At 71.4% G+C, this 20442-nt stretch carries 17 protein-coding genes and 1 pseudogene; 4 read left to right on the plus strand and 14 right to left on the minus strand.

Annotated features, from left to right (window positions below):
* Window positions 1–217: 217 nt before the first annotated feature.
* The 8 genes and pseudogenes from ACFVUT_RS17980 to ACFVUT_RS18015 all read right to left on the minus strand — a co-directional run bounded on the left by ACFVUT_RS17980 (window position 218) and on the right by ACFVUT_RS18015 (window position 7593).
* Window positions 218–1120: a MauE/DoxX family redox-associated membrane protein gene (locus tag ACFVUT_RS17980; protein ID WP_389649613.1), complete on the minus strand. Its 903-nt coding sequence runs from the start codon at window positions 1118–1120 to the stop codon at window positions 218–220.
* Window positions 1121–1151: 31 nt separating this feature from the next.
* A complete protein-coding gene (locus tag ACFVUT_RS17985) occupies window positions 1152–1766 on the minus strand; it encodes a cell wall protein (protein ID WP_389649610.1) in 615 nt (204 codons plus the stop codon).
* An 11-nt stretch (window positions 1767–1777) separates the two neighbouring features.
* Complete coding sequence (locus ACFVUT_RS17990) at window positions 1778–2200, minus strand: hypothetical protein (protein WP_389649608.1); 423 nt, start codon at window positions 2198–2200, stop codon at window positions 1778–1780.
* Window positions 2201–2435: 235 nt separating this feature from the next.
* A pseudogene (locus ACFVUT_RS17995) lies at window positions 2436–3119 on the minus strand (dienelactone hydrolase family protein); the annotation flags it as partial.
* A 310-nt stretch (window positions 3120–3429) separates the two neighbouring features.
* The gene (locus tag ACFVUT_RS18000) at window positions 3430–4857 is read right to left on the minus strand and encodes an RtcB family protein (protein ID WP_389649605.1); all 1428 of its coding nucleotides are present in this window, start codon (window positions 4855–4857) and stop codon (window positions 3430–3432) included.
* 5 nt (window positions 4858–4862) lie between these two features.
* Window positions 4863–5846 carry a CapA family protein gene (locus ACFVUT_RS18005; protein ID WP_389649602.1) on the minus strand — a complete coding sequence of 328 codons (984 nt, stop codon included), beginning with the start codon at window positions 5844–5846 and terminating at the stop codon, window positions 4863–4865.
* Window positions 5847–5871: 25 nt separating this feature from the next.
* Window positions 5872–6336 (minus strand): archease, encoded by a 465-nt coding sequence (locus ACFVUT_RS18010; protein WP_389649599.1) that lies wholly within the window; start codon window positions 6334–6336, stop codon window positions 5872–5874.
* Between the two features lie 162 nt (window positions 6337–6498).
* Window positions 6499–7593 (minus strand): galactosyldiacylglycerol synthase, encoded by a 1095-nt coding sequence (locus tag ACFVUT_RS18015; RefSeq protein ID WP_389649596.1) that lies wholly within the window; start codon window positions 7591–7593, stop codon window positions 6499–6501.
* Window positions 7594–8075: 482 nt separating this feature from the next.
* On the opposite strand from ACFVUT_RS18015, the gene ACFVUT_RS18020 reads away from it, so the two are divergent.
* From ACFVUT_RS18020 to ACFVUT_RS18030, 3 genes are read left to right on the plus strand one after another with little or no spacing between them, the layout of a single operon-like run.
* Window positions 8076–8891: an SDR family NAD(P)-dependent oxidoreductase gene (locus ACFVUT_RS18020; protein WP_389649593.1), complete on the plus strand. Its 816-nt coding sequence runs from the start codon at window positions 8076–8078 to the stop codon at window positions 8889–8891.
* 8 nt (window positions 8892–8899) lie between these two features.
* Window positions 8900–9856 carry a DMT family transporter gene (locus tag ACFVUT_RS18025; RefSeq protein WP_389649590.1) on the plus strand — a complete coding sequence of 319 codons (957 nt, stop codon included), beginning with the start codon at window positions 8900–8902 and terminating at the stop codon, window positions 9854–9856.
* Window positions 9857–9867: 11 nt separating this feature from the next.
* Complete coding sequence (locus ACFVUT_RS18030) at window positions 9868–10632, plus strand: polysaccharide deacetylase family protein (protein ID WP_389649587.1); 765 nt, start codon at window positions 9868–9870, stop codon at window positions 10630–10632.
* 36 nt (window positions 10633–10668) lie between these two features.
* Here the strand turns inward: ACFVUT_RS18030 and grpE are convergent, their stop codons facing one another.
* Window positions 10669–11289: a nucleotide exchange factor GrpE gene (gene grpE / locus ACFVUT_RS18035; RefSeq protein WP_389649584.1), complete on the minus strand. Its 621-nt coding sequence runs from the start codon at window positions 11287–11289 to the stop codon at window positions 10669–10671.
* Window positions 11286–13154, minus strand: coding sequence for a molecular chaperone DnaK (dnaK, locus tag ACFVUT_RS18040; protein ID WP_389649581.1), 1869 nt, complete (start codon window positions 13152–13154; stop codon window positions 11286–11288). Before dnaK ends, grpE begins: the two co-directional genes overlap by 4 nt.
* A 321-nt stretch (window positions 13155–13475) precedes the next feature.
* Between dnaK and ACFVUT_RS18045 the strand changes: the two genes are divergently transcribed.
* Window positions 13476–13910, plus strand: coding sequence for an Hsp20/alpha crystallin family protein (locus ACFVUT_RS18045; protein WP_389649890.1), 435 nt, complete (start codon window positions 13476–13478; stop codon window positions 13908–13910).
* Window positions 13911–14413: 503 nt separating this feature from the next.
* On the opposite strand, the gene ACFVUT_RS18050 is transcribed toward ACFVUT_RS18045, so the two are convergent.
* From ACFVUT_RS18050 to ACFVUT_RS18065, 4 genes are all read right to left on the minus strand, one after another.
* Entirely contained in the window at window positions 14414–16267 is a 1854-nt protein-coding gene (locus ACFVUT_RS18050; RefSeq protein WP_389649578.1) for a DNA/RNA non-specific endonuclease, read from the minus strand.
* A 531-nt stretch (window positions 16268–16798) separates the two neighbouring features.
* Complete coding sequence (locus ACFVUT_RS18055) at window positions 16799–18787, minus strand: hypothetical protein (protein ID WP_389649576.1); 1989 nt, start codon at window positions 18785–18787, stop codon at window positions 16799–16801.
* Entirely contained in the window at window positions 18784–19710 is a 927-nt protein-coding gene (locus tag ACFVUT_RS18060; protein ID WP_389649573.1) for a protein phosphatase 2C domain-containing protein, read from the minus strand. Before ACFVUT_RS18060 ends, ACFVUT_RS18055 begins: the two co-directional genes overlap by 4 nt.
* Window positions 19707–20390, minus strand: a complete 684-nt coding sequence (locus ACFVUT_RS18065) for a hypothetical protein (RefSeq protein ID WP_389649571.1) — start codon at window positions 20388–20390, stop codon at window positions 19707–19709. Before ACFVUT_RS18065 ends, ACFVUT_RS18060 begins: the two co-directional genes overlap by 4 nt.
* Window positions 20391–20442: the final 52 nt, after the last annotated feature.

The raw sequence follows: 20442 nt of genomic DNA on the forward strand, positions 1-20442 counted from the left end.
AACGTCGGACGCTGATCCACCGTTGATGTAGTGCAGAGAGGGAACCGGTACCACCTGAGCAGATCCATCCCGTACGACCGGACCTGGCCGCCGGGCTGCCGGCGCAGCGCCGTGCGGACCCGGGCCCGGTAGCGGGCCTCATTCGCCCGCCGCCTTTGCTCACGGCAGCTTCGGGAGAACAGGGCCGTGCCCCCGCGTCTGGGGGCACGGCCGAGGTTCATCCCGCCATCGGCAGGACCTTCCGGGACCGCACCGCGTTGAGCTCGTCCGCGGCCACCGGCGCTCCGCTGTCCGCGTCGACATAGCTGACGCGGACGAGGGGAGCGTCGCCGCTGTCGCGGCCGGCCGTGGCGTCGAGTGCGAACACGACCGCGACCGGGCGCGCGTTGTCCTGGTCCCCGTACACCCCCGAGTACTGGAGGATGCGCCAGCCGTCCTCCTCCCAGTGGTCCAGGAGGGCGGACCGGACCACCGGCGCGGCGGCCTGCCAGGCGAGCGAGCTCTCCAGGAGTTCGACGCTTGCCGCGACGGGCACCTGATTCCCGCCGGCGGTCCCGAGGAGCGGATGGCCGAAGACGCGCAGCCTCGTCCGGCGCAACGGCAGCAGCCACCACCGGTCGAGGTCGGCCGAGAGGGCGATCAGAACCGCCGTCGCCCCGGCCAGGAAGAGAACGGCACCGGCAGGCCGCTGGGCGACCGCCGACCACCAGGTGTCCTGCGCCACCGCCGCCGTCGCCCCGCCGATGAGCACCACCGCCGCCCGTGCGAACGCCCTCCAGGTGAGGGGGGATTCCTCACTGGCCGAGCATCCGCACGATGACTCCGGCGCCACGGCCCGGCCGTAGCCGAGATAGCCGAGGAAGCCCGCTCCGAGCGCCGCGGTGGCGGCCCCCGGCACCGGGTTCGCCGGGGCCACCAGCAGCCCTGCCGCGATGAGGAGTTCAGCCGCGCCCGTAGCGCGCAGGACCGTCGTGGCCCGCTCGCTGCTGCGCAGCATGCGGGCCAGCGCCGTCTTCGGGGCCTGCCGCGCGGTGCCCCGGCTGAACGCCTTGACCGCTCCGGTCCACCCGAGCAGGCCCGCGAGGACCAGCGGTGCGAGGCCCGTTGTCAGTGACAGCATCTCTTCCTCTCCCCGTGTCCCTGGGCCCGCATCAGTGGCCGACGGAGATGCGGACGACGTCCACGGAGTTGTCGGACGGCCGCCAGGCGCCGAGCACCTGGGCGCTCTGCCCGATCCGCAGCTGGGACAGGTCGGACGTCAGTGCGCGACCCGCGTAGGAGGCGCTGGCGTCCGGGGCGACGTGGCCGACCAGTTCGTGCTGCCCGTGGGCGAGGTGCAGCCGGTTCTTCGCGATGCCGCGGATCTGCGTGTCCAGGTTCACGATGTTCACCCACACCGCGTCCGCGGCCACGGTGCCGTCCGGCATCGTGATGCCGCGGGCGTAGAGTCCGTCGCCGACCTCGATGACTTCGGCCGTGGTGGCGCGCACCTTCCACACGCTGGTGACGTTGGTCATCTGTACCCGGGAGTGGCCGCCGTTGGATCCGGCCACCTCCAGAACACTGCCCGTGATGCCCGTGATACGGCCCTCCACGAAGGTGGACTTCGCTATCGCGGGGTCGAGCGAGGGTTCCGAGGCGAAGGCGGAATCGGCGTCGATGCCGCCGAGCGCGGTCGCGCCGATGATGGTCGCGCCGCCCAGGGCGGCGTTCGAGAGGAAGCGGCGACGGCGCATCCCGTCTGCCCGGTCGTATCGTGCGGTCATGTCCGGCCTCCTCACTCGTAGATGTAGACCGGCAGCTTGCCGGAGCTCAGGTTGCCGATCGCCGAGAAGGCGGCCGGTGTCAGGTCGAGGACGCGGTTGGTGCGACAGGTGCCGTTGCAGCAGGCCGCCTCGCCGCACCACTCCTTGGTGCGCGGGCCGCAGTCGGTGATCGTGATGCATACCGTCGCGCCCGAGCACTGGTGCCTGACGTTCATGACCGCACCGCAGCCGCGTCTGGGGATGCTCTCCCCGCAGAGGTCGGGCCGGGTGATGTCCCAGCACGCCTGCGAGGCGTTGGGCCACGCGCCGTGGTTCGCGCCGGACTGGCAGGTGCCGCAGGCGCCACCGCCGGCGCTGGAGCACGGCCCCCAGGCGTTGCCGCAGCAGAACCAACTGGTTTCACCGGCCCACAGGCTGGTTGATCCGCAAGCCATCGTGTTGCCCCTCCCGAGAGAGTTGACGAGTGCATGACAAGTACGTGACCGGCCGGCGGCGGGCACAGAGCAAGCGGGTACGCCCGTGGTGCGGCCGAGGACGGTGGTGCGGGCGAAGCAACTCAATGATGCGCGTAGACAAGCGGGTTGCATAGATGGCCTGTTCCGTATCGCGGGGAGGCCCGCCCCTCGCCGGCCGCCGCGTACGGCCCCGGCCGTCCGGTGCGCCGGCCGCTCAGCCCTCTGGTCCCGTACGACGGACCAGGCGGCCCACGAACCACTCCCTGGCCAGGTCCGCGACCTCCGCGAGGGCGCCGGGTTCCTCGAACAGGTGCGTCGCACCGGGAACCACGGCCAGTCGGCTCTCGCAGCGCAGTTGCGCCTGGGCCCGGCGGTTGAGGTCCAGCACCACCGCGTCCTCCCCTCCGACGATGAGCAGCGTCGGTGCGGTCACCTCCGGCAGACGGCGTCCGGCCAGATCGGGCCTGCCGCCCCTGGAGACGACGGCCGCGGCCGGGGAGCCGGGCTCGGCGGCTGCCCACAACGCGGCGGCCGCGCCGGTACTGGCGCCGAAGTAGCCGACCGTGAGGCCCCGGGTTCCGGGCTGGTCGAGCAGCCAGCGCGTGGCATCGGACAGCCGGCGGGCGAGCAGGACGGCGTCGAAGACGTGGGCGCGGTCCAGTTCCTCCTCCGCCGTGAGGAGGTCGAACAGCAGCGTGGCCAGACCGGCCTCGTTCAGCGCGGCCGACACGGAGCGGTTGCGCGGGCTGTGCCGGCTGCTGCCGCTGCCATGGGCGAACACCACGATGCCGGTGGCCCCTTCGGGGACGGACACCTGCCCCTGGAGCCGGACCGGTCCGGCACGTACCACGACATCCGTGGCCCTCATGCCCGCTCCTCCCGCAGCTCCCGAAGTCGCCGCGTCATCGTGGCCGCCACTCGGTCTCCTGGAGAAGGTGCGCTCGTCTTCCTGAAGAGAGCGCACACGTCCGCCCCGCATCGACACCAGGGGTTGAGACGTTCCGCTGTCCCACGGCCCCGGACCATCCGTCTCACGGCCACGGCGCCACGGACCGGACGTCCCGGCAACCCCGCACCGCCCTTCCACGCTACTCGCGTTCCGCCCGGCCGCGAGCCACTGACCGGCTCCAGCTCCGGATCCCACCGTGACCGCACTCCCGTGTCCGCCTCCGCGGGAGCCGCGCCCCTCCTCCCCGTTCCGCAGCCGCTCATCCCTTGACGACGCCCAGCGGCACCAGACGGGCGACCGGGCGGGCGAGTCCGGCGCCCTCGGTGACGGCGGCGACCGCGTCGACGTCCTTGTACGCTTCCGGCGTCTCCTCGGCGAGGCCACGCCACGACGAGGGCCGCACGGCGATCCCCCGTGCCTCCAGCTCCCCGCGAAGCCGCTCCCCACGGACCATGCGCAGTGCGTGGTGACGGCTCCAGACCCGGCCGGCACCGTGACAGGCGGAGTGGAAGGCATCATTGCCGGGCAGACCGACCATCACGTACGAGGCGGTGCCCATCGTCCCGGGCACCAGCACCGGCTGCCCCGCCCGGACGAGGTCTTCGGGCAGGCCCGGATCGCCGGGCGGCAGCGCCCGTGTCGCGCCCTTGCGGTGGACGCACAGCCGACGCGCCACACCGTCCACCTCGTGGGTCTCAAGTTTCGCGGTGTTGTGCGAGATGTCGTAGACCAGCTCCAGACCGACTCCCGCAGCTGTCGCGAAGGCGCGGCGGCCGGCCTCGGACAGCAGCTGACGGTTGGCCCGGCCGTAGTTGGCGGCCGCGGCCATCGCCCCGAGGTAGGCGCGGCCCCGCGGCGATTCGACCGGCGTGCAGGCCAGCTGCCGGTCCGGAACCTCGATGTGGTGCCGATGGAGTTCCTGGTCCATCACGCGGACGTGGTCGGTGCACACCTGGTGGCCCAGACCGCGCGAGCCGCAGTGGATCATGACGCACACCTGGCCCACCCGCAGGCCGAAGGCGGCCGCGGTGTCCGGGGCGTAGATCCGGTCCACCGCCTGGACCTCCAGGAAGTGGTTCCCCGAGCCGAGGCTTCCCACCTGGTGGAGGCCGCGCTCGACCGCGCGCTTGCTCACCTGCCCCGGGGCCGCGCCGTCCAGGACGCCGTAGTCCTCGCAGCGTGTGAGGTCGCGCGGAACACCGTGGCCGCTCTCGACCGCGTACCGGGCTCCGCCAACCAGCAGATCGTCCATCTCCCCAACCCCCGACAGCTTCCAGAGTCCGCCGCGTCCCATGCCGCGCGGGATGGTGCTGTCGAGGATGTCCATCAGTCTGCGCATCCGGTCGTGGCCGAGATCCGCGCGGTCGATGCCGGCGGCCAGCAGCCGTACGCCGCAGGAGATGTCGAACCCGACGCCGCCGGGCGAGATGACGCCGCCGTGGGAGATGTCGGTGGCTGCCACTCCGCCGATCGGGAAGCCGTAACCCCAGTGGACGTCGGGCATGGCGAAGGAGGCCCGGACAATGCCGGGGAGCGTCGCCACGTTCGCCACCTGCTCCAGCGCCTTGTCCCCGGCCGCCTGCGGCAGCAGCGCCCGGGAGGCGAACACCGTCCCGGGCACGCGCATCGGATCCCGCCGCTCGATACGGAAGCGGTACGGGCTCCTCTCCACCAGTGCGATGTCCACGTCCCTCACCTCCAGTCGATCGTCAGCCGTCCGTTCCGGTCGGCGACGGCGGTGCCGAATTCGGCGCAGGCCGTGGTGAGCCGTTCGCGGATCCACTCCCGTTCCGCGCCGCGCGCCAGGCGGGTGTGGCAGTAGTCCAGGGCCAGCGGCACCACCTCCACCCGGGCGGGAACCAGATGCGCGGCATCCGGTCCGTCCAGAGTCACCAGGAAGAGAAGCCCGAGGTCGTTGCGCAGGACCGGGTCGACCGCGTAGTCGTCGACGAAGTCGCCCAGGTCGTAGAGGATCCGGGGGGCTGTCCCGTGGAAGACATGGGCGGAGTGCCCGGCGACCAGCGTCGCTCCCGCCGCCAGCAGCTCCGGGGCAGCCGCCGCGACGTGCCGCGGCGGCCGGGAGGTCATGTTGGGGCCCCAGTGCGGCGTGACCAGGACGACATCCGCCGCGGCGGCGGCCCGGCCCACCGACTCCGTCAGCCAGCCGGGCACCCCCGCGTGGAGATCGGCCCAGGCCACACCGGGACTGTCCGCCCCGGCCGCGTACTCCTCCGGGTGGTCCGTGACACCCACCACCGCCAGTCGCACACCGACCGCCTCCAGCACGGTGAACCCGCGGGCCGCGCGGGCGTCCGCACCCGCGCCGACCGCGTGGACGCCCGCCCCGGCCAGCAGGGTGCGGGTGTCGGCCAGGGCGTCGTACCCGTAGTCCAGGGCGTGGTTGTTCGCGAGCGTCACACAGCTCGCGCCCAGGCCGGCCAGGACCTGTGCGGCGGCCGGGGGAGCACGGAAGAAGAACGCCTTCCACGGGTCGGACCAGCGGCGCCCGCGGTCCGAGACACAGCACTCCAGGTTGAGCACGAACAGGTCCGCGCCCGCGAGCGCCTTCCTGACACCCGTGGAGACCAGCGTCTTTGGCACCGGTGAGCGGCGCAGTTCCTCGGCGACGCCGCGCCCGAGCATGGTGTCGCCCGCCAGCGCCAGCGTGAGCACCATGGTCCTGCCCCTTCCCCGTCTGCGCTCAGACGTCGAGGGTCACCCCGCAGCTCCAGCCGCCCGGGCCGCCCCGCAGCCGGAGACCGTGCAGCGACACGGCCTTCGGTACCGCACCGACCGCAACGGCGGTGCCGGCATCGGCCATGCAGAAGCGGACCGTGCACAGAACCCGGCCGAATCCCGCCGACCGGATGGTTCCCACCTCCAGATCGAGCGGAATCTCACCGTCGGCGTCCATCCGGTAGACGACCTCCTCCAGGACGGACACCAGCAGATCCTCGTCGGACTCCGCCGTCACCGCGTATGCGCGTTCACCGACCACCGAGGCCGACGACGTGTCGGCGAAGCCCTCCAGCACCGCGCGCACGGCCTCGGCGATGCAGCCCTCGGCCGTCGGCGACCACGCCTCCACCCGCATGTCCGCGGTGTGCGGCACGGTCCGGTGGCCACGCGCGCCGGGCTGCTTCCCCGCCGGTTTCCGACCGCCCACGGCCGGCGCCTCTCCGTCGTCCTTCGGACTCTCCGTCGTCCTTCGGATGCACGGCCCGACGCCCCGTTGCGAGCACCGGGCGATGCCTCCTCCAGAGTCGTCCCGGACGCCGCTCCGAGGCAACCCGCACGATGAATACGCCGTTCCTCACGGATACGCCGTTCAGTCCGGTCGCACCAGAGCTTCGAGCGGGAGCACCCCCACGCCGTCGAAGAGGCTGCGGGCCGTGGCGATGCGCCGCTCGCGCACCGGGCCCGGAGCGGTCAGCCTGTCCAGCGACCGGATCAGCGCCCACGGGTCCGGTGCGTGGTCGGTGAGACCGCGCTCCGCCATCCGCAGGGCGCCCTCCCTGCCGTGTCCCGGAATGGGCCGATAGCTGACCACCGGCACCCCGGCGGCCATCGCTTCGAGCGCCGTCTGTCCCGCCGCGTTGTCGATCAGCGCGCGGGAGGCCCGCATGAGCCCCGGCATGTCCTCGACCCAGCCCGTGGCGTCGGCGTGCGTGATGCGTGACAGGTCCCGGCGCAGGCGCGTGTTGGTACCGCAGAGCACGACGGGTCTGTAGCCCGCCGAAGCCACGAGCCGCGTGGTCTGCTCCAGGCGGGCGCCGGCCCCCCAGGCTCCCGTCGAGATCAGGACCGGCGGACGGCCCGACGAGTCGAGTCGTCGCCGCCAGTCCGTCGCCGTGGGCGCAGGGGCGTGGAACCGGGATGCCACCAGAGCACCGGAGACGACAGCCGGCTGCCGGACCGCTTGCCGTACCTGATGGGCACCATCGGATGTGAGACACAGATGGAGGTCGTTGCCCGGATGCAGCCATTGGCGGTGAACGGCGAAATCGGTGATGACGACCGCGCTCGGAACGGCGAGGGCACCGCGTGAGCGGAGCCCGCCGGTGAGCTGGGCGGCGAGGTGGAAGACGGGGACGACGACGTCAGGTTGCTGCTGTTCGACGAGGTTCAGCAGTCGGCGCTGTGCGAGGGAAGCGAGCGGGGCGCTGCCGGGGCGGGGGCCGCTGCCGGCGCGGAAGAACGCCGCGTACAGCCCCGCGTAGACGACGGGCGCGCGGCAGATGACCGACCGGTAGAAGCAACGCAGCCCGGCGCCGATCCCGGGAGGCAGCAGATCAAGGACATCGACCGTCGCCGTCCGTCCTCCGTCGGCCTCCAGCCGACGGGCCAGTTCCGCGGCCACCGCATGGTGACCGGAGCCCATGCCCGCGCTGAGGATGAGGAAACGTCCGGATACCGCGCTCATCGGCCGTACCCTTCCTGGCACTGGCACTGGCACTGGCACTGGCACCCGCACTGGCACTGGCACCCGCACTGGCACCCGCACTGGCACCCGCACCCGCACCGGAGCAGGCCGGTTTCGGCCCTGGGAATGCCTTCCTGTCGCTCCGAGCCCGACGGTGCCGATAACGCCTCTGCCCGTCGCGGCGGGAACATCCCCCTCCGGCCGAGGCATCGCGACGCTGCCGAGGGCTCGGCTGCACGATCAGCAGGCACCTGTTCACCTTTCGCTCGGCGAGCACCCGAGGGATCCATCGGACGCGGCACTGAACGCGGTCCTTCCATCATTCTGTGGGTGCGAGCGGTGCGGTGCAGTGAGGTGTGAGCCCCGACGGTTTTACCGACGCGCGCCCGGGCTACTCCTAACCCGACGCGGCGACGCGAAGTCCCACATCCTGAATCCGCGAGGAGCGCCGCGCCGCCCGGTGCCGACACAGGGGAGAGGCCATGCCACGTGTTCCGGACATCGCGCACCGCGGGGCGCGCGGCCGCGACGCGTCCGACGGCCCCGAGGCCCGGTCCGGAGTGGCTCTGGTGACGGGGGCCTCCTCCGGGATCGGAGCCGCGGTCTCCCGCCGGATCGCGGCCGAGAAGGGCTGGCGGCTCCTCGTCACCGGCCGTGACCGCGAGCGGCTGGACGGTGTCGCGGCGACGACGTACTCCACGGCGCTCTACGCGGACCTGATGTCACCCGACAGCACCGAGCAACTGGTCAAGGAGGCCCTCGACACCGTCGGCGGAGTCGACCTGCTCGTGGCCGCGGCGGGGGTCGGCTGGGCGGGCTCCCTGCACTCCATGCCCGCCTCCGCAGCCGACCGGGTCCTCACCGTGGACCTGGTGTCCGTCGTCCATCTGGTACGGCTCCTGCTGCCGCACATGCTCGCAGCGGGACGCGGACACATCGTCCTGATCGGATCGGTGGCCGGATGCGCAGGGGTCCGCAGCGAGGCCGTCTACTCGGCGGCGAAGGCGGCCGTCGCCACCTTCGCCGACGCGTTGCGCTACGAACTGCGCGGAACCGGAGTACGCATCACCCATCTGGTCCCCGGAGTGGTCGACACCCCGTTCTTCGAACGCCGAGGAATGCCGTACACCCGTTCGTGGCCCCGGCCCATGTCCCCGGAGAGAGTCGCGGACGCGGTCTGGGACGCCGTCGTGACAGGCCGTGACGAAGTGTTCGTCCCCGGCTGGCTGCGCCTGCCCGGCTGCGTGCGCTCCGTCGCCCCCGGTCTCTATCACCGGCTCGCCGCCCGCTTCGGCTGATCGGCGACATGAACGCTCTCGCCGTGACGCTCGCGCTGTTGGCGGCTCTCGCCAACGGCGCCGCATCGGTGCTGCAACGACGGGCCGCCATGGAACAGGTGGAGTTCGAGACAGCGGGCGGCAGACCGGACGTGCGGCAGGCGGCACGCCGACTGACACAGCTGGTACGCCGCCCCTTCTGGCTGGCCGGTGCGTCGGCGCTCGGAATGTCAGCGGCCCTCCAGGCATGCGCGCTGGCCGTCGGCAGTCTGTCGGTGGTCCAGACGCTGATGGTGAGCGAACTCCTCTTCACGCTGCTGCTCGGCACCGCGGTCTTCCACCACCAACCGGGCGGCAGGACCTGGATGTCGTTCCTGACGCTCGCCGTGGGTCTGGCGCTCTTCCTGGCCGCCGCCGGTCCGTCGGTGGGCGAGGCGACGGGACGGGCCGGCACCTGGCTGGTCGTCGGCGCCTGCGCCGCGACGGCGGTGGGCGCGCTGACCCTGCTCGCCCGTGTCCTCGGCGGCGCCACGTCCGCCGCGGCGCTCGGCTGCGGAACGGCCATCTCCTTCGCCTGCACGGCTGCCCTGATCAAGGAGGTCACGGGCAGGATCCCGGAGGGCGTGGCCGTGGTCCTGACCACCGGGTACCTGTACGCGATGTGCTGCGCCGGGCTGTTGAGCCTGCTGCTGCTCCAGAGCACCTTGCGTGCCGGGACGCTCGCCGCCTCGCAGCCTGCCCTCACCCTCGGGGACGCGCTGGTGAGCGTGGTGCTGGGCACAGCACTGTTCGGTGAACGGATCGGGCTGGGCGCCCATCTGCTGCCGACCGTACTCGGTGCGTGCCTGATCGCTGCCGGAACGGTCGGTCTGTCGGTCTCCCGGGCGGCCGCGGGCCACTGGGACTCGACGGGAGCGCCACCCACGACGGAGCAGGACCGACGGCGGTCGCCGGCCGAAGACGACGGAGAGACGGAATCCCGATGAACACCCGACCCATGACGATCCCCCCTGCGCTCCGTGCGCCACTGGCCCTGTCGGCGCTGGCGCTGACCACGCATGTCGTGCCCGCCGGGACATGGCTGCCGGGTCTGCGGCGGAGATGCTTCCCCGCCCTGGCGGGCCTCGGGCACCCTGGCCACATCGCTCTGACCTTCGACGACGGCCCGGACCCTCGCTCCACCCCGCACTTCCTTCAGGTACTGGACCAATTGTCCGTACGTGCCACGTTCTTCGTTCTCGGCGACAGCCTTCTCCGCCATCCGGAACTCGGCCGTGACATCGCACGCCGCGGACACGAGCTCGCCGTTCACGGATGGACGCACAGCCGCCCGTGGCTTCCCACCGTCGTCAGGGACGCCCGCGAAATCGCGCGCGCCACCGAGGCGGTCCGCAGCATTTCCGGCGTCCGGCCGCTGTGGTACCGGCCTCCGTACGGAATCCTGACCGGTGGCCGCTGGACGGCGGCCCTGCGGTCCGGGCTGAGGCCGGTCCTGTGGTCGGCCTGGGGCCGGGACTGGACCGAGGACGCGACCCCCGCACGGGTGTCCGCGACCGTGCGCAGCCGACTCCGGGGCGGCGGCACGGTCCTTCTGCACGACGCCGACCTGTCCGCGTCCGGCCGCTGGCAGCCCGCACTCGCGATGCTGCCGGGCCTGATCACCGGCCTCCGGGCCGAGGGCCTGACCGTGGGCCCGCTCGTCGACCACGGCCTCGCCCCCGGCTCCCGGGCGACGGGTGGGTTGCGCTCTGGGCGGGGCTAAGGGCTGTCCCGCCAGGGATTGCGGGACAGCCCTTGGCTAGTCGGAAGCGGTGGGGCCCGTCACCGCGACCTGGGCCGGGCGCAGGAGGTGGTCGCCGACCCGATAGCCGTGCCGCAGCACTTCGGTGCAGACGGTCTCCTGGGCCGCGCCGCACGCGCGGTACGTGATCGCCTCATGGGTGCGGGGATCGAAGGGCTCGCCCGGCGCACCGACGGTCCGCAGGCCCAGCGCCGTCAGCCTCTCCTCAAGTACGTCGGAGACGACCGCCGCCGCACCCTTGTCGTCGCCCCGGTGACGCACCTCTTCCACCACGTCCAGGACCGGGAGCAGGCCGGTGAGCACGTTGACCACCGCGATCTCCCGGATGGCCAGGCGGTCTCGGCGTACCCGCTTCCGGTAGTTGTCGTACTCGGCCTTCAGTCGTTGCAGGTCCGCGGTCAGCTCCGCGATCCGCTCGTCCCGTGGCGCCGCCGCCGCCCGATCGGCCCTGCCGGTGCCAGGGCGGGCCCCGCCGGTGCCGGCCGTACCGGACGCGTCCGGTACGGCGGTATCCGGGCGTCCCCGGCCCTGGAGGACGAACGGTTCGACCCCGCGCACGTCGCGCACCAGCACAGGCGACCGCTCTCCGTCACGCCCGACATGCGGATTCTTGCTCATCCCGCATCTCCCTTGCGCTCGTCATCGACGATCTCCGCATCGACGACGTCCTCCTCCTCCCTGCCCGGCCCGTCAGCGGTGGAGCCGGTGGCCGTGCCCCCTCCGGCGGCATCACCCTGGGCCTGTGCGTAAAGCGCCGTGCCGATGCGCTGCGCCGCCGCAGTCGCCTTCTCGGTGGCGGTACGGATCTCCGCGGTGTCGTCGCCCTTGAGCTTCTCCTTGACGTCCGCCAGGGCGGACTCGGTCTCGGAGCGGACGTCTGCGGGGATCTTGTCGGCATTGTCCCGGAGCAGCTTCTCTGTCTGGTAGACCAGAGTCTCCGCCCGGTTGCGGGTCTCGGCCGCCTCCTTGCGCTGCCGGTCCTCCTCCGCGTGCTGCTCGGCCTCGCGCACCATGCGGTCGATGTCGTTCTTCGGCAGCGAGGAGCCGCCGGTGACGGTCATCTTCTGCTCCTTGCCGGTGCCGAGGTCCTTGGCGGCGACGTGCATGATGCCGTTCGCGTCGATGTCGAACGCGACCTCGATCTGCGGGACACCGCGCGGGGCCGGCGGCAGGCCGGTCAGCTCGAACATGCCGAGCTTCTTGTTGTACGCGGCGATCTCGCGCTCGCCCTGGAAGACCTGGATCTGCACGGACGGCTGATTGTCCTCGGCCGTCGTGAAGACCTCGGAGCGCTTGGTCGGGATCGTGGTGTTGCGCTCGATGAGCTTCGTCATGATGCCGCCCTTGGTCTCGATACCGAGGGACAGCGGGGTCACATCGAGCAGCAGGACGTCCTTGACCTCCCCCTTGAGCACACCGGCCTGGAGCGACGCGCCGATGGCGACGACCTCGTCCGGGTTCACGCCCTTGTGCGGATCCCGGCCTGTCAGTTCTCGCACCAACTCGGTCACCGCAGGCATCCGTGTCGAACCGCCGACCAGGATCACGTGGTCGATGTCCGCCACTTTGATTCCGGCGTCCTTCACCGCGTTGTGGAACGGAGCCTTGCAGCGTTCCAGCAGAGCCGACGTGAGCTGCTCGAACTGGGCGCGCGTCAGCTTCTCGTCGAGATGCAGCGGGCCCTCGGCGGACGCGGAGATGTAGGGCAGGTTGATCGTCGTCTCGGTCGCGGACGACAGTTCGATCTTCGCCTTCTCGGCGGCCTCGCGCAGACGCTGCAAGGCCATCTTGTCCTTGGACAGGTCCACGCCGTAACCGTTCTTGAACTGTTTGACCAGGTGGTCGACGACCGTCTGGTCCCAGTCGTCACCGCCCAGGTGCGTATCGCCGTTGGTCGCCTTCACCTCCACCAGGCCCTCGCCGATCTCCAGCAGCGACACGTCGAAGGTGCCGCCACCGAGGTCGAAGACGAGGATCGTCTGGTCGTTCTCCTTGTCCAGACCGTAGGCCAGCGCCGCGGACGTCGGCTCGTTGATGATCCGCAGCACGTTCAGGCCCGCGATCTGGCCTGCCTCCTTGGTGGCGGTGCGCTGGGAGTCGTTGAAGTACGCCGGGACGGTGATCACCGCGTCCGTGACGTCCTCCCCGAGATGCGCCTCGGCGTCCCGCTTCAGCTTCTGGAGCACCCGCGCGGAGATCTCCTGCGCGGTGTACCGCTTGCCGTCGATGTCGCCGGACTCGGGGAAACGCCAGTGAGCGTCCCCCATGTGCCGTTTGACCGATCGCGCGGTGCGCTCCACATTCGTCACCGCCTGCCGCTTGGCGACTTCGCCGACCAGCACCTCACCTTGCTTGGCGAACGCCACCACCGACGGCGTGGTCCGCGCACCCTCGGTGTTCTCGATCACCGTCGGTTCGCCGGCTTCGAGAACGGACACCACGGAGTTCGTGGTTCCCAGGTCGATGCCCACTGCCCGCGCCATGGTTGCCTCCCTTCAGGGCCGAACCGGCTGCCCGCGCGGGTGGGAACGGAATTGATCCGGGTCGAATGGATCCGGATGAGCCGGGCGGTCGACCGGTGTTCGGCGCCTGCGTGGCGTCGGCGGACGAAAGCGGCGAAACCGCGGGGCCCGGAGCTGACGGGGCGGGATGAGCGTCGACTGCGCTCACGGCCGTCCTCCGGGAGACATACCGTCATCATCCGCATGACATCGTACTTGTCATCCTTTGGATGACATGTTACAACCAGAATGAGGTGAAGCGCAGGGGCACACAGTGCCCGGACTCACCTGGAGGTGACGATGATGCTGATGCGCACCGACCCGTTCCGTGAACTCGACCGGCTGGCCCAGCAGTTCATGGGCGCCACGGGCACCTGGTCACGGCCCTCCGCGATGCCGATGGACGCGTACCGGGAGGGCGACGAGTTCGTGGTCGCCTTCGACCTCCCCGGCATGTCTCCCGACTCGATCGACATCGACGTCGAACGGAACATGCTGACCGTGAAGGCGGAGCGACGGCCGACGGCCAAGGGCGAGGACGTACAGATGGAGCTCTCCGAGCGGCCTCTGGGCGTCTTCTCCCGCCAGATCGTCCTCGCGGACACGCTCGACACCGAGAAGATCGACGCCGGCTACGACGCGGGTGTGCTGACCCTGCGCATCCCGATCGTGGCACGCGCGAAGCCCCGCAAGATCAACATCAGCCGGACCGGCTCGGACAAGCAGATCAGCGCCTGACCCGGTGACCCGGTGGCCCGGAGTCCCGGTGTCCCGGTGTCCGGGTGTTCCGGTGGAACGCGGAGGACAGGGCACGCATCCTTCCCCTCCCTCGCCCCGTCCTCCGCCCCGCCCCGCCCCGCGCGGTAAGGACCGGGGTGGACGTGGGCGCGATGGGGCCACGGCCGGGCAGGGCCGGCCGCCCGAGTCCGCCGACGTCAGTCGGGTGGCTCCGGAACAGGGCGGGATCCGGGCTCGGGTTCCGGGGACGGCTCGGTGTCCGGCTGGGGTTCGGGCTCGGTGGGACCGGGCGCGGAAGGCGACTGCGGGTCGCGCGGCACCGGATCCGGCCGACTCGGAACGGGGCCCGGACCTTCAGGGGTGGGTTCTGCGGTCATCGCTCTTGTCCTCGCGTCGCGCGCTGGTGACGAACGCCGGGATCGGTTCTCGGTCCAGGTGCGTGCTGCATGTGATCAAGGATACCGGGAGTGACGTGGCGCACAGGTGAGCTCCCGGGCCGACGTTCAGTTCCCGATGTTCGTCAGCGTGCCGGACGCTTCCACCATGTTCAGCACGGTGCGCGAGGTGACGAGGTACGGAACCCCGGCGGGGGAGTAGCAGACGGCGATCATCACGTACCCCTTGGGAATGCTGCTCTGCGACGTTCTGAAGAACGGTTGCACCAGGTAGCGGACGCTGCCGTCGGGCTCTTCCGCGATGTCCTTGGCGACTTGGTTCTCGAAGTTCGACATACCGAGGACGAAGTTGTTGGTGAGCTGCTGCCCGCAGGGGCTGAGGTTCTTTTTCAGCTTGTTGGAACCCCCGAATCGTGCGGCGATGATGTGGCATCGCGCCAGATCCACCTCCGGATCCAGGCCGAGCCGCCGCAACGCGAGGCGCGCCTCCGCGTAGCCGAACGGATCTGGTTTCTTCTCCGCCGTCCTTCCGCTGCCGCTGCTGTTGTTGGGCGGCTTCTTCAGGCAGGCCTGCCCGGTTTCCGTACGGCCGTTGGCGCCGAGCGAGTTGAGGATCCATCCGTCGCCGCTCGGGTCCGCACCGCGGGGGAGGGAGCGGGCGCAGTCCTGCGGCCGGTCCTCGTCGTCGGTGGTTGTGGAGGCGGCCCGCTCCGCCACGTCCGCCGGTGACGGCGCGCCGACGAGTACCTGCTCGTCCTGCCGCTGCGCCTGCTGCAGAGCCGTGGTGTCCACCTCGGCGAGGACACGGACGTGGGCGTCGGCGGTGGATCGGACGCCATAGGGCTCCGGTACGCCGCTGACCCGGGAGCGGGATTGCGCCTCCCGTCTCTTGACGGCTTCCTGAGCGGCGTAGAGCGACCCGGCGTCGGTGTCCGTGCAGGCGATGTCGCCGGTGCTGTCCAGCGGCAGCACCTCGGTGGCCGTACAGGTGCCGGCCGGCCGGCCCTCGATCTGCACGACCGCCGTGAGCCGGACCGTGACCTGGCCGCCGGTGATGCGCTTTCTGGCCTCCCGGCTCAGGGTGATGCCGTTGATACGCGAGGTCACCTCGCAGCCGGTGGCGGCACAGTCCAGATCCGGCTCCGTCTCCACCTCTGCGGTGATTCCGGCATCCAGTGCCGTGCGCAGTTCCGGGATGCTGTCCCGGAACTCTCCCGCCAGGGTGGCACTCTCGGCCCGGGACAGCGCGGCGACCGTGAAGGAGCCCGCCGCCGGGGTGTCGGCCCAGGCACGTACGGCGGCGAGGGCATCCGTGGCGGCCGGCTTCCGCAGGACGGCCTGGGCCGCCGCCGTTCCCGTACGGTCCGCCGGCGCGCCTCCGGGTGCTGTAAGGGATCTGAATTCCAGCAGCCGGTGCGGGCGCGCCTCCGACACGTACAGGACACCTTGCGGCGTGGTCGCCCGGAGCGCCGGTACCCCGCCCACCGTGACGGGCGGGGCATCCGGCCCCGGCAGCGTTGTCTCCTCACTGTTGAGGGCCTTCAGCAGCCGGTTCGCTATGACGGAGGGGCTCTGCCCGGCCTCGGGGGTGTCCGCGGATTCCGCGCCGGGCGCCGCACCGGCGCCGACGACCCACTGGCCCGCGAGGTCCGAGTCGCCGCGGGAGTCGCCCGAGCCGTCGGGGGCGGTGGGCCCGCTGCCGGGCAGCTTGACGTAGGTGGTGCCGCCGACGGACATGGTGGTGACCTGCGTCCCGTCGTACGCGGCTTCACCGAGTGCGGCGCCGGACGCGGTGACGCGCATCTCGGTCCAGGTCGATCCCTTCGTCGTCGTGCGGTAGCGCACGGCAGGTTGCAGGCCCAGGTCCACGAGCGCCGCCGCGATCGCCGCGCGGTCGTCCGGTGGCGTCGTCCCGGAGGTGTCATGCCAGGTCAGCAGCGCCGCGGTGACGGCGGCGGCCACGCCTGCGGCCACCAGCGCGGCCCGGCGCCCGGACGCGACCGCCCTCCGGGTGGCAGTCGGGCTTCCGGGCGCCTGCCGCGATGATCCTGGCTGCCGGGTCGCGACAGGCGGTGCAGGCTGCTGGGCGGTAACAGGCGTTCCGGGCTGCCGGGCCGGAACAGCCGGTGCGGGCTGCGGCGCGCGCCCGGGTTTCGGCACTCCGCCCGAGCCGGACCGGGCCCCGCCGCGCGGCTGCCCCCAGGTCGCGCTCGTCGTGCCCGGCGGCGTCGCAGGAACCCCGCCCGACCGGTTCGGCGGTGACGGCCGGGCGGCGGGCGGCGAAACGGGCTGCTTCAGGGGAGGCGGCACGGCAGGAGGGGAAGCGGGCTGCCCCAGGGGAGGCGGCACGGCACGTGGAGTATGGAGCCAGGTCGGAAGCTTTGGCTCGTCAGACCCTGTCAGCCAGTAGTGGTCCCCCACCGAAGCTCCTTTCGTCAGTGTTTCTGAAACCCCGGCAGCGCATGCGTCTCGTGCGGCGGGGAGGCCGCGGCATCATTGCTGCCGGTAGCACACGGTGTAGGCGAGTTCCGGATACTCCCGGGACCGCCAGGTCGACCACCCGTTGTTGCCGCAGAAGGACGTGGCCCAGTAGCGGCTGGTGCGCCCGGTGACGACGACGTTGGAGGTGCTGCACGAGCCCGTGTTGGTGAACGTCGCGTTGTCACCGCTGCCGCGTTTGAGGAGGCACTGGCGCACTTTCGCGTACCCCATGGCGTCCGGGTAGTTCATCGACAGGCACAGCAGGAGGTCCAGGTCGGCGTTGTCCGGACCTCTGAACGGCTTCAGCAGGTTGTAGCGCGGCCACCCGTCGCATTTCGATTCGTCACGTCCGCGGTAGACGGCGAGGACCTTGAAGTTCCCCGTCCCGCACTGCTCGGTGTGCCAGCTTCCGGTTCCGTTCGGGCCGTAGACGCAGTCCCCCTGATCGGCGTGGTACGCGTTACCTCCCGGACTGAGGTAGCTCAGGCACAGCACCAGATCGTGTCTGGACGACGAGATGCTCTCGTCGCTGTCGTCGACGTCGTCGCAGCTGTTCAGGTCGGTGGTGTCGTGGCGGATGTCCACCACTTCGAAGGCCCCGTCCGTACAGTCCGTCGTGACCAGGTCCGCATCGTCGCGTGTTCCTTCGTCATCGAAGCAGGAGCCGATCTCGGCGTCGCCGATGGGGTCGGGTGTGGCCGATGGGGACTCCGTTTCGTCGTCGGTCTCCGTCTCGTCGTCGGTCTCCGTCTCGTCGTCGGTCTCCGTCTCGTCCGGTGTGCCGAGGCCGTCGTCGGAAGGGTCGGCCGGTTCGTCGGTCCATATGTCGGTGGAGGAGACGTCCGGCAGCGCCGAGGCATGGGAGTCCGCGGCGGACGAACCGTCACCGGACGAGAAGGTCACCCCGAGGAAGACCACGGCGGCCACGAGGGCGGCTACCAGGGCGGCGGCCTTGCCCGTCGACGGCCTGCCGGGCAGCCCCCGCGTCAGGGCCGCGATCCCCGGTGGCGGCACCGGGCGGGGGCTGCGCGCCGACGGTGCGGCGGGCTGCCCCGGACTCCGATGCGACGGCGCGACGGGTGCGGAGGGCGCGGCGGACGTGACGGGTGCGGCGGATGCCGCGGTGGCGGCGGCGGTGAGCTGTTCGGCCCAGGCCGCCGGTGTGGGACGCCTGGCCGGGTCCTGACCGAGACCGGCGCGGGCCAGGTCGGCCAGCTTCGGAGTGAGCGAGGCCAGCGCGGAGGGGTCGGTGGCGGTCTGGTCCCGGGCGAAGAGCCGAACGGCGAGCAGGGAGAGCTTGTAGACGTCGCTGGAACGGGTCGCCTTCTCCTCGCCTGCGGGGATCTGCCAGTCGGGTGTCTCGGCCTGGGGCAGCGCGGTGGCGCCCCGCAGGCGCATGGCGTCGCAGTCGATGAGGAAGCACTCGGGCTTCGGATCGGTGGTGAACAGCAGGTTCTTGGGGGAGAGGTCGCCGACCGTGATGCCGATGCGGTGCAGCCGGTCGAGCGTGGCCGCCAGGTCGGCCAGGAGCAGCACCCGGTCGCGTTCGCTGAGGGTCAGGCCGATTCCGGCGACGTAGGTGTCGTCGTTCAGCAGGTACTCCAGGTTGGCCAGTCGCCGGGTGCCTGAGGCGGTCCCGGTCAGGCTCCTGAAAGTGAACCGGAAGCGGTCGGGTACGAGGCGCATGAGGAGCCCGCAGGTGTGGCCGTTGCGCTGGACCACGGCCGCGGGCCAGGCCGTCTTGTCACACAGCCACCGGCCCTCAGCGGCGCTCAGCGTGCCGGGCAGATCCACCTGCGAGGCCAGCGCCGCGGTGTCGAGACCGGGCAGCACGGCGGGGGAGTACTCCTTGTAGGCGACGTCCCAGCCGCCGTCCACCGCCTTGTTGATCTTCTTGTTGGCGACCTCGTGCACCGTGCCCTGGCCGCCCTGGCCGAGTTGGCGCCCCAGGGTGAGCACGCCGTGCTCGACGACGGGCGTGGGCGCGGGTGTGGGGCTCACTCTGCTCCTGCTCCCCTGTGCGGCCAGATCACCAGCAAAGTGCGGTCGTCGTCGAAGGTCTCCCGGGAGAAGTCGAGGAGATGCGCCAGCCACAACGGCGACGCCGGTGCGGCGAGGTGGTGGGCGAACAGGGCACCGACCTGGCCGTCACCGTCACCGAGCGGATCCGCGAAGCCGTCGGTGCCGACCAGCATGGTGTGCGTGGAGTCCAGCCGCACCGTGGTCCGTTCCAGCGCGTCGGGCACGTAGGGGAGCGGAGTGACCTCGTTCGACACCAGCAGGGTGTCGGAACCGGTCTTGGTGCCGAACAGCGCCTCATACCGGCCAGTGGACCGGTCCAGCACCCAGGCCCCCGAATCCGCGATACGGCACAACTCGACCACGGAACCCGCCGGGTCGGGACGTACCACGCCGGCCACGAGCGTCGTCGCGTACAGGGCCGCCACCTCGCCCGCCGCCGGCTCCCTTCCGCTCAGCCGCCACTTGGCCAGCTGCCTCAGCCGCTCGGCGGCGTGCAGCACCACGTCCCGGAAGTCCAGCGGCCCCTCGCCCGACGACAGCAGGCACAGCATCCGCTCCACGGCGGACCGGCAGGCCTCGACGGCGCCGAACTCCGAACTGGAGGCGCTGGACACGCCGTCGGCGACGGCGAACACGATGCTGCCGGTCGCCTCGTGGACCGCGGCCCGCACCGCGTCCTGGCGAGGCTGCCGGTAGTAGCGGTGCTTGGCGCCACGCACCGACGCGGAACGCAGACAGTGCGACGGCGTGGACCAGCCGTCGCACTCGGTGTCGGGGAAGTCGAAGGCGTACTGGCCCGGCGGCCGGGCCTCGAACTCCGGGCCCGCCACACCCACCGTGACCTTCTGCCACGGCGCGGCCCGCGGTGCGACGTCCGGGGGCGGCGCCTCGGCCGTGCTCACTGCCCGACCTCGTCGATCGCCATGCTGAACTGGTCCGGGCGGTTCACCACCAGGTGCGGGCTGCCCGAGTTCAGTGCCTGCCCCGAGGCCACCAGGCTCGCGGTGAGCGCGTGGAAGAACTCGGCGACCGCCCGCCCGATGTCGGTCCCGGGCTTGGCGACGAACGCGAACTCCGGCCGCGTCGCCACCTCCACCATGGTGCCGGCGCGGGCGTCACCGATCCCGCAGGCCACGATGTTGGGAGCGGTCGGCGTCTGCGCCCGGTCGGTCAGCCGGGCATGCGGTTGCCGCCACGCTCCCCCGTCGGTCGGCTGGCCGTCGCTGAGGAAGAACACCACCGGCCGGTGCACCTTGTAGCCCTCGCCGCGCAGCCACTGGACGTCGGACGGAATCCTGCCCAACAGGTCGTCGAAGACCGCCTCGTAGTTGGTCAGGCCCCGGATCTCGACCTGCGGCAGACTCGTCTCGTGGCGCATGTCGGCCACCGCGAGACGCACCTCCACGTCATCGGAGAAGCCCAGCACGGCCAGCCGCAGCTTGGCCGCGACCATCGGCTCGGCCCGCAGCCCCTCACAGAGCGAGATCAGGCCGTTGGACAGATCTTCCTCGTACGGGCTCATCGAGCCCGACTCGTCGGCCAGTACATAGGCCGGCAGCAGTACGCCCTTCGTTTCCGCCATGCGGATTCGTTCCTCTTTCCGTGTCACACGTTGTCCGGCCGGCGCGCGGCCG

Origin of the sequence: Streptomyces sp. NPDC058051 (genome assembly GCF_042885475.1) — a bacterium.
In the GTDB taxonomy this organism is placed as follows: domain Bacteria; phylum Actinomycetota; class Actinomycetes; order Streptomycetales; family Streptomycetaceae; genus Streptomyces.

What these genes read in the sequence shown, in the direction of transcription:
- grpE (WP_389649584.1), bottom strand. Translation starts at nt 11,289, where the DNA reads ATGAGCAAGAATCCGCATGTCGGGCGTGACGGAGAGCGGTCGCCTGTG.
- ACFVUT_RS18025 (WP_389649590.1), top strand. Translation starts at nt 8,900, where the DNA reads ATGAACGCTCTCGCCGTGACGCTCGCGCTGTTGGCGGCTCTCGCCAAC.
- ACFVUT_RS18015 (WP_389649596.1), bottom strand. Translation starts at nt 7,593, where the DNA reads ATGAGCGCGGTATCCGGACGTTTCCTCATCCTCAGCGCGGGCATGGGC.
- ACFVUT_RS17985 (WP_389649610.1), bottom strand. Translation starts at nt 1,766, where the DNA reads ATGACCGCACGATACGACCGGGCAGACGGGATGCGCCGTCGCCGCTTC.
- ACFVUT_RS18005 (WP_389649602.1), bottom strand. Translation starts at nt 5,846, where the DNA reads ATGGTGCTCACGCTGGCGCTGGCGGGCGACACCATGCTCGGGCGCGGC.
- ACFVUT_RS18030 (WP_389649587.1), top strand. Translation starts at nt 9,868, where the DNA reads ATGACGATCCCCCCTGCGCTCCGTGCGCCACTGGCCCTGTCGGCGCTG.
- ACFVUT_RS18065 (WP_389649571.1), bottom strand. Translation starts at nt 20,390, where the DNA reads ATGGCGGAAACGAAGGGCGTACTGCTGCCGGCCTATGTACTGGCCGAC.
- ACFVUT_RS18020 (WP_389649593.1), top strand. Translation starts at nt 8,076, where the DNA reads ATGCCACGTGTTCCGGACATCGCGCACCGCGGGGCGCGCGGCCGCGAC.
- ACFVUT_RS18045 (WP_389649890.1), top strand. Translation starts at nt 13,476, where the DNA reads ATGCTGATGCGCACCGACCCGTTCCGTGAACTCGACCGGCTGGCCCAG.
- ACFVUT_RS17990 (WP_389649608.1), bottom strand. Translation starts at nt 2,200, where the DNA reads ATGGCTTGCGGATCAACCAGCCTGTGGGCCGGTGAAACCAGTTGGTTC.
- dnaK (WP_389649581.1), bottom strand. Translation starts at nt 13,154, where the DNA reads ATGGCGCGGGCAGTGGGCATCGACCTGGGAACCACGAACTCCGTGGTG.
- ACFVUT_RS17980 (WP_389649613.1), bottom strand. Translation starts at nt 1,120, where the DNA reads ATGCTGTCACTGACAACGGGCCTCGCACCGCTGGTCCTCGCGGGCCTG.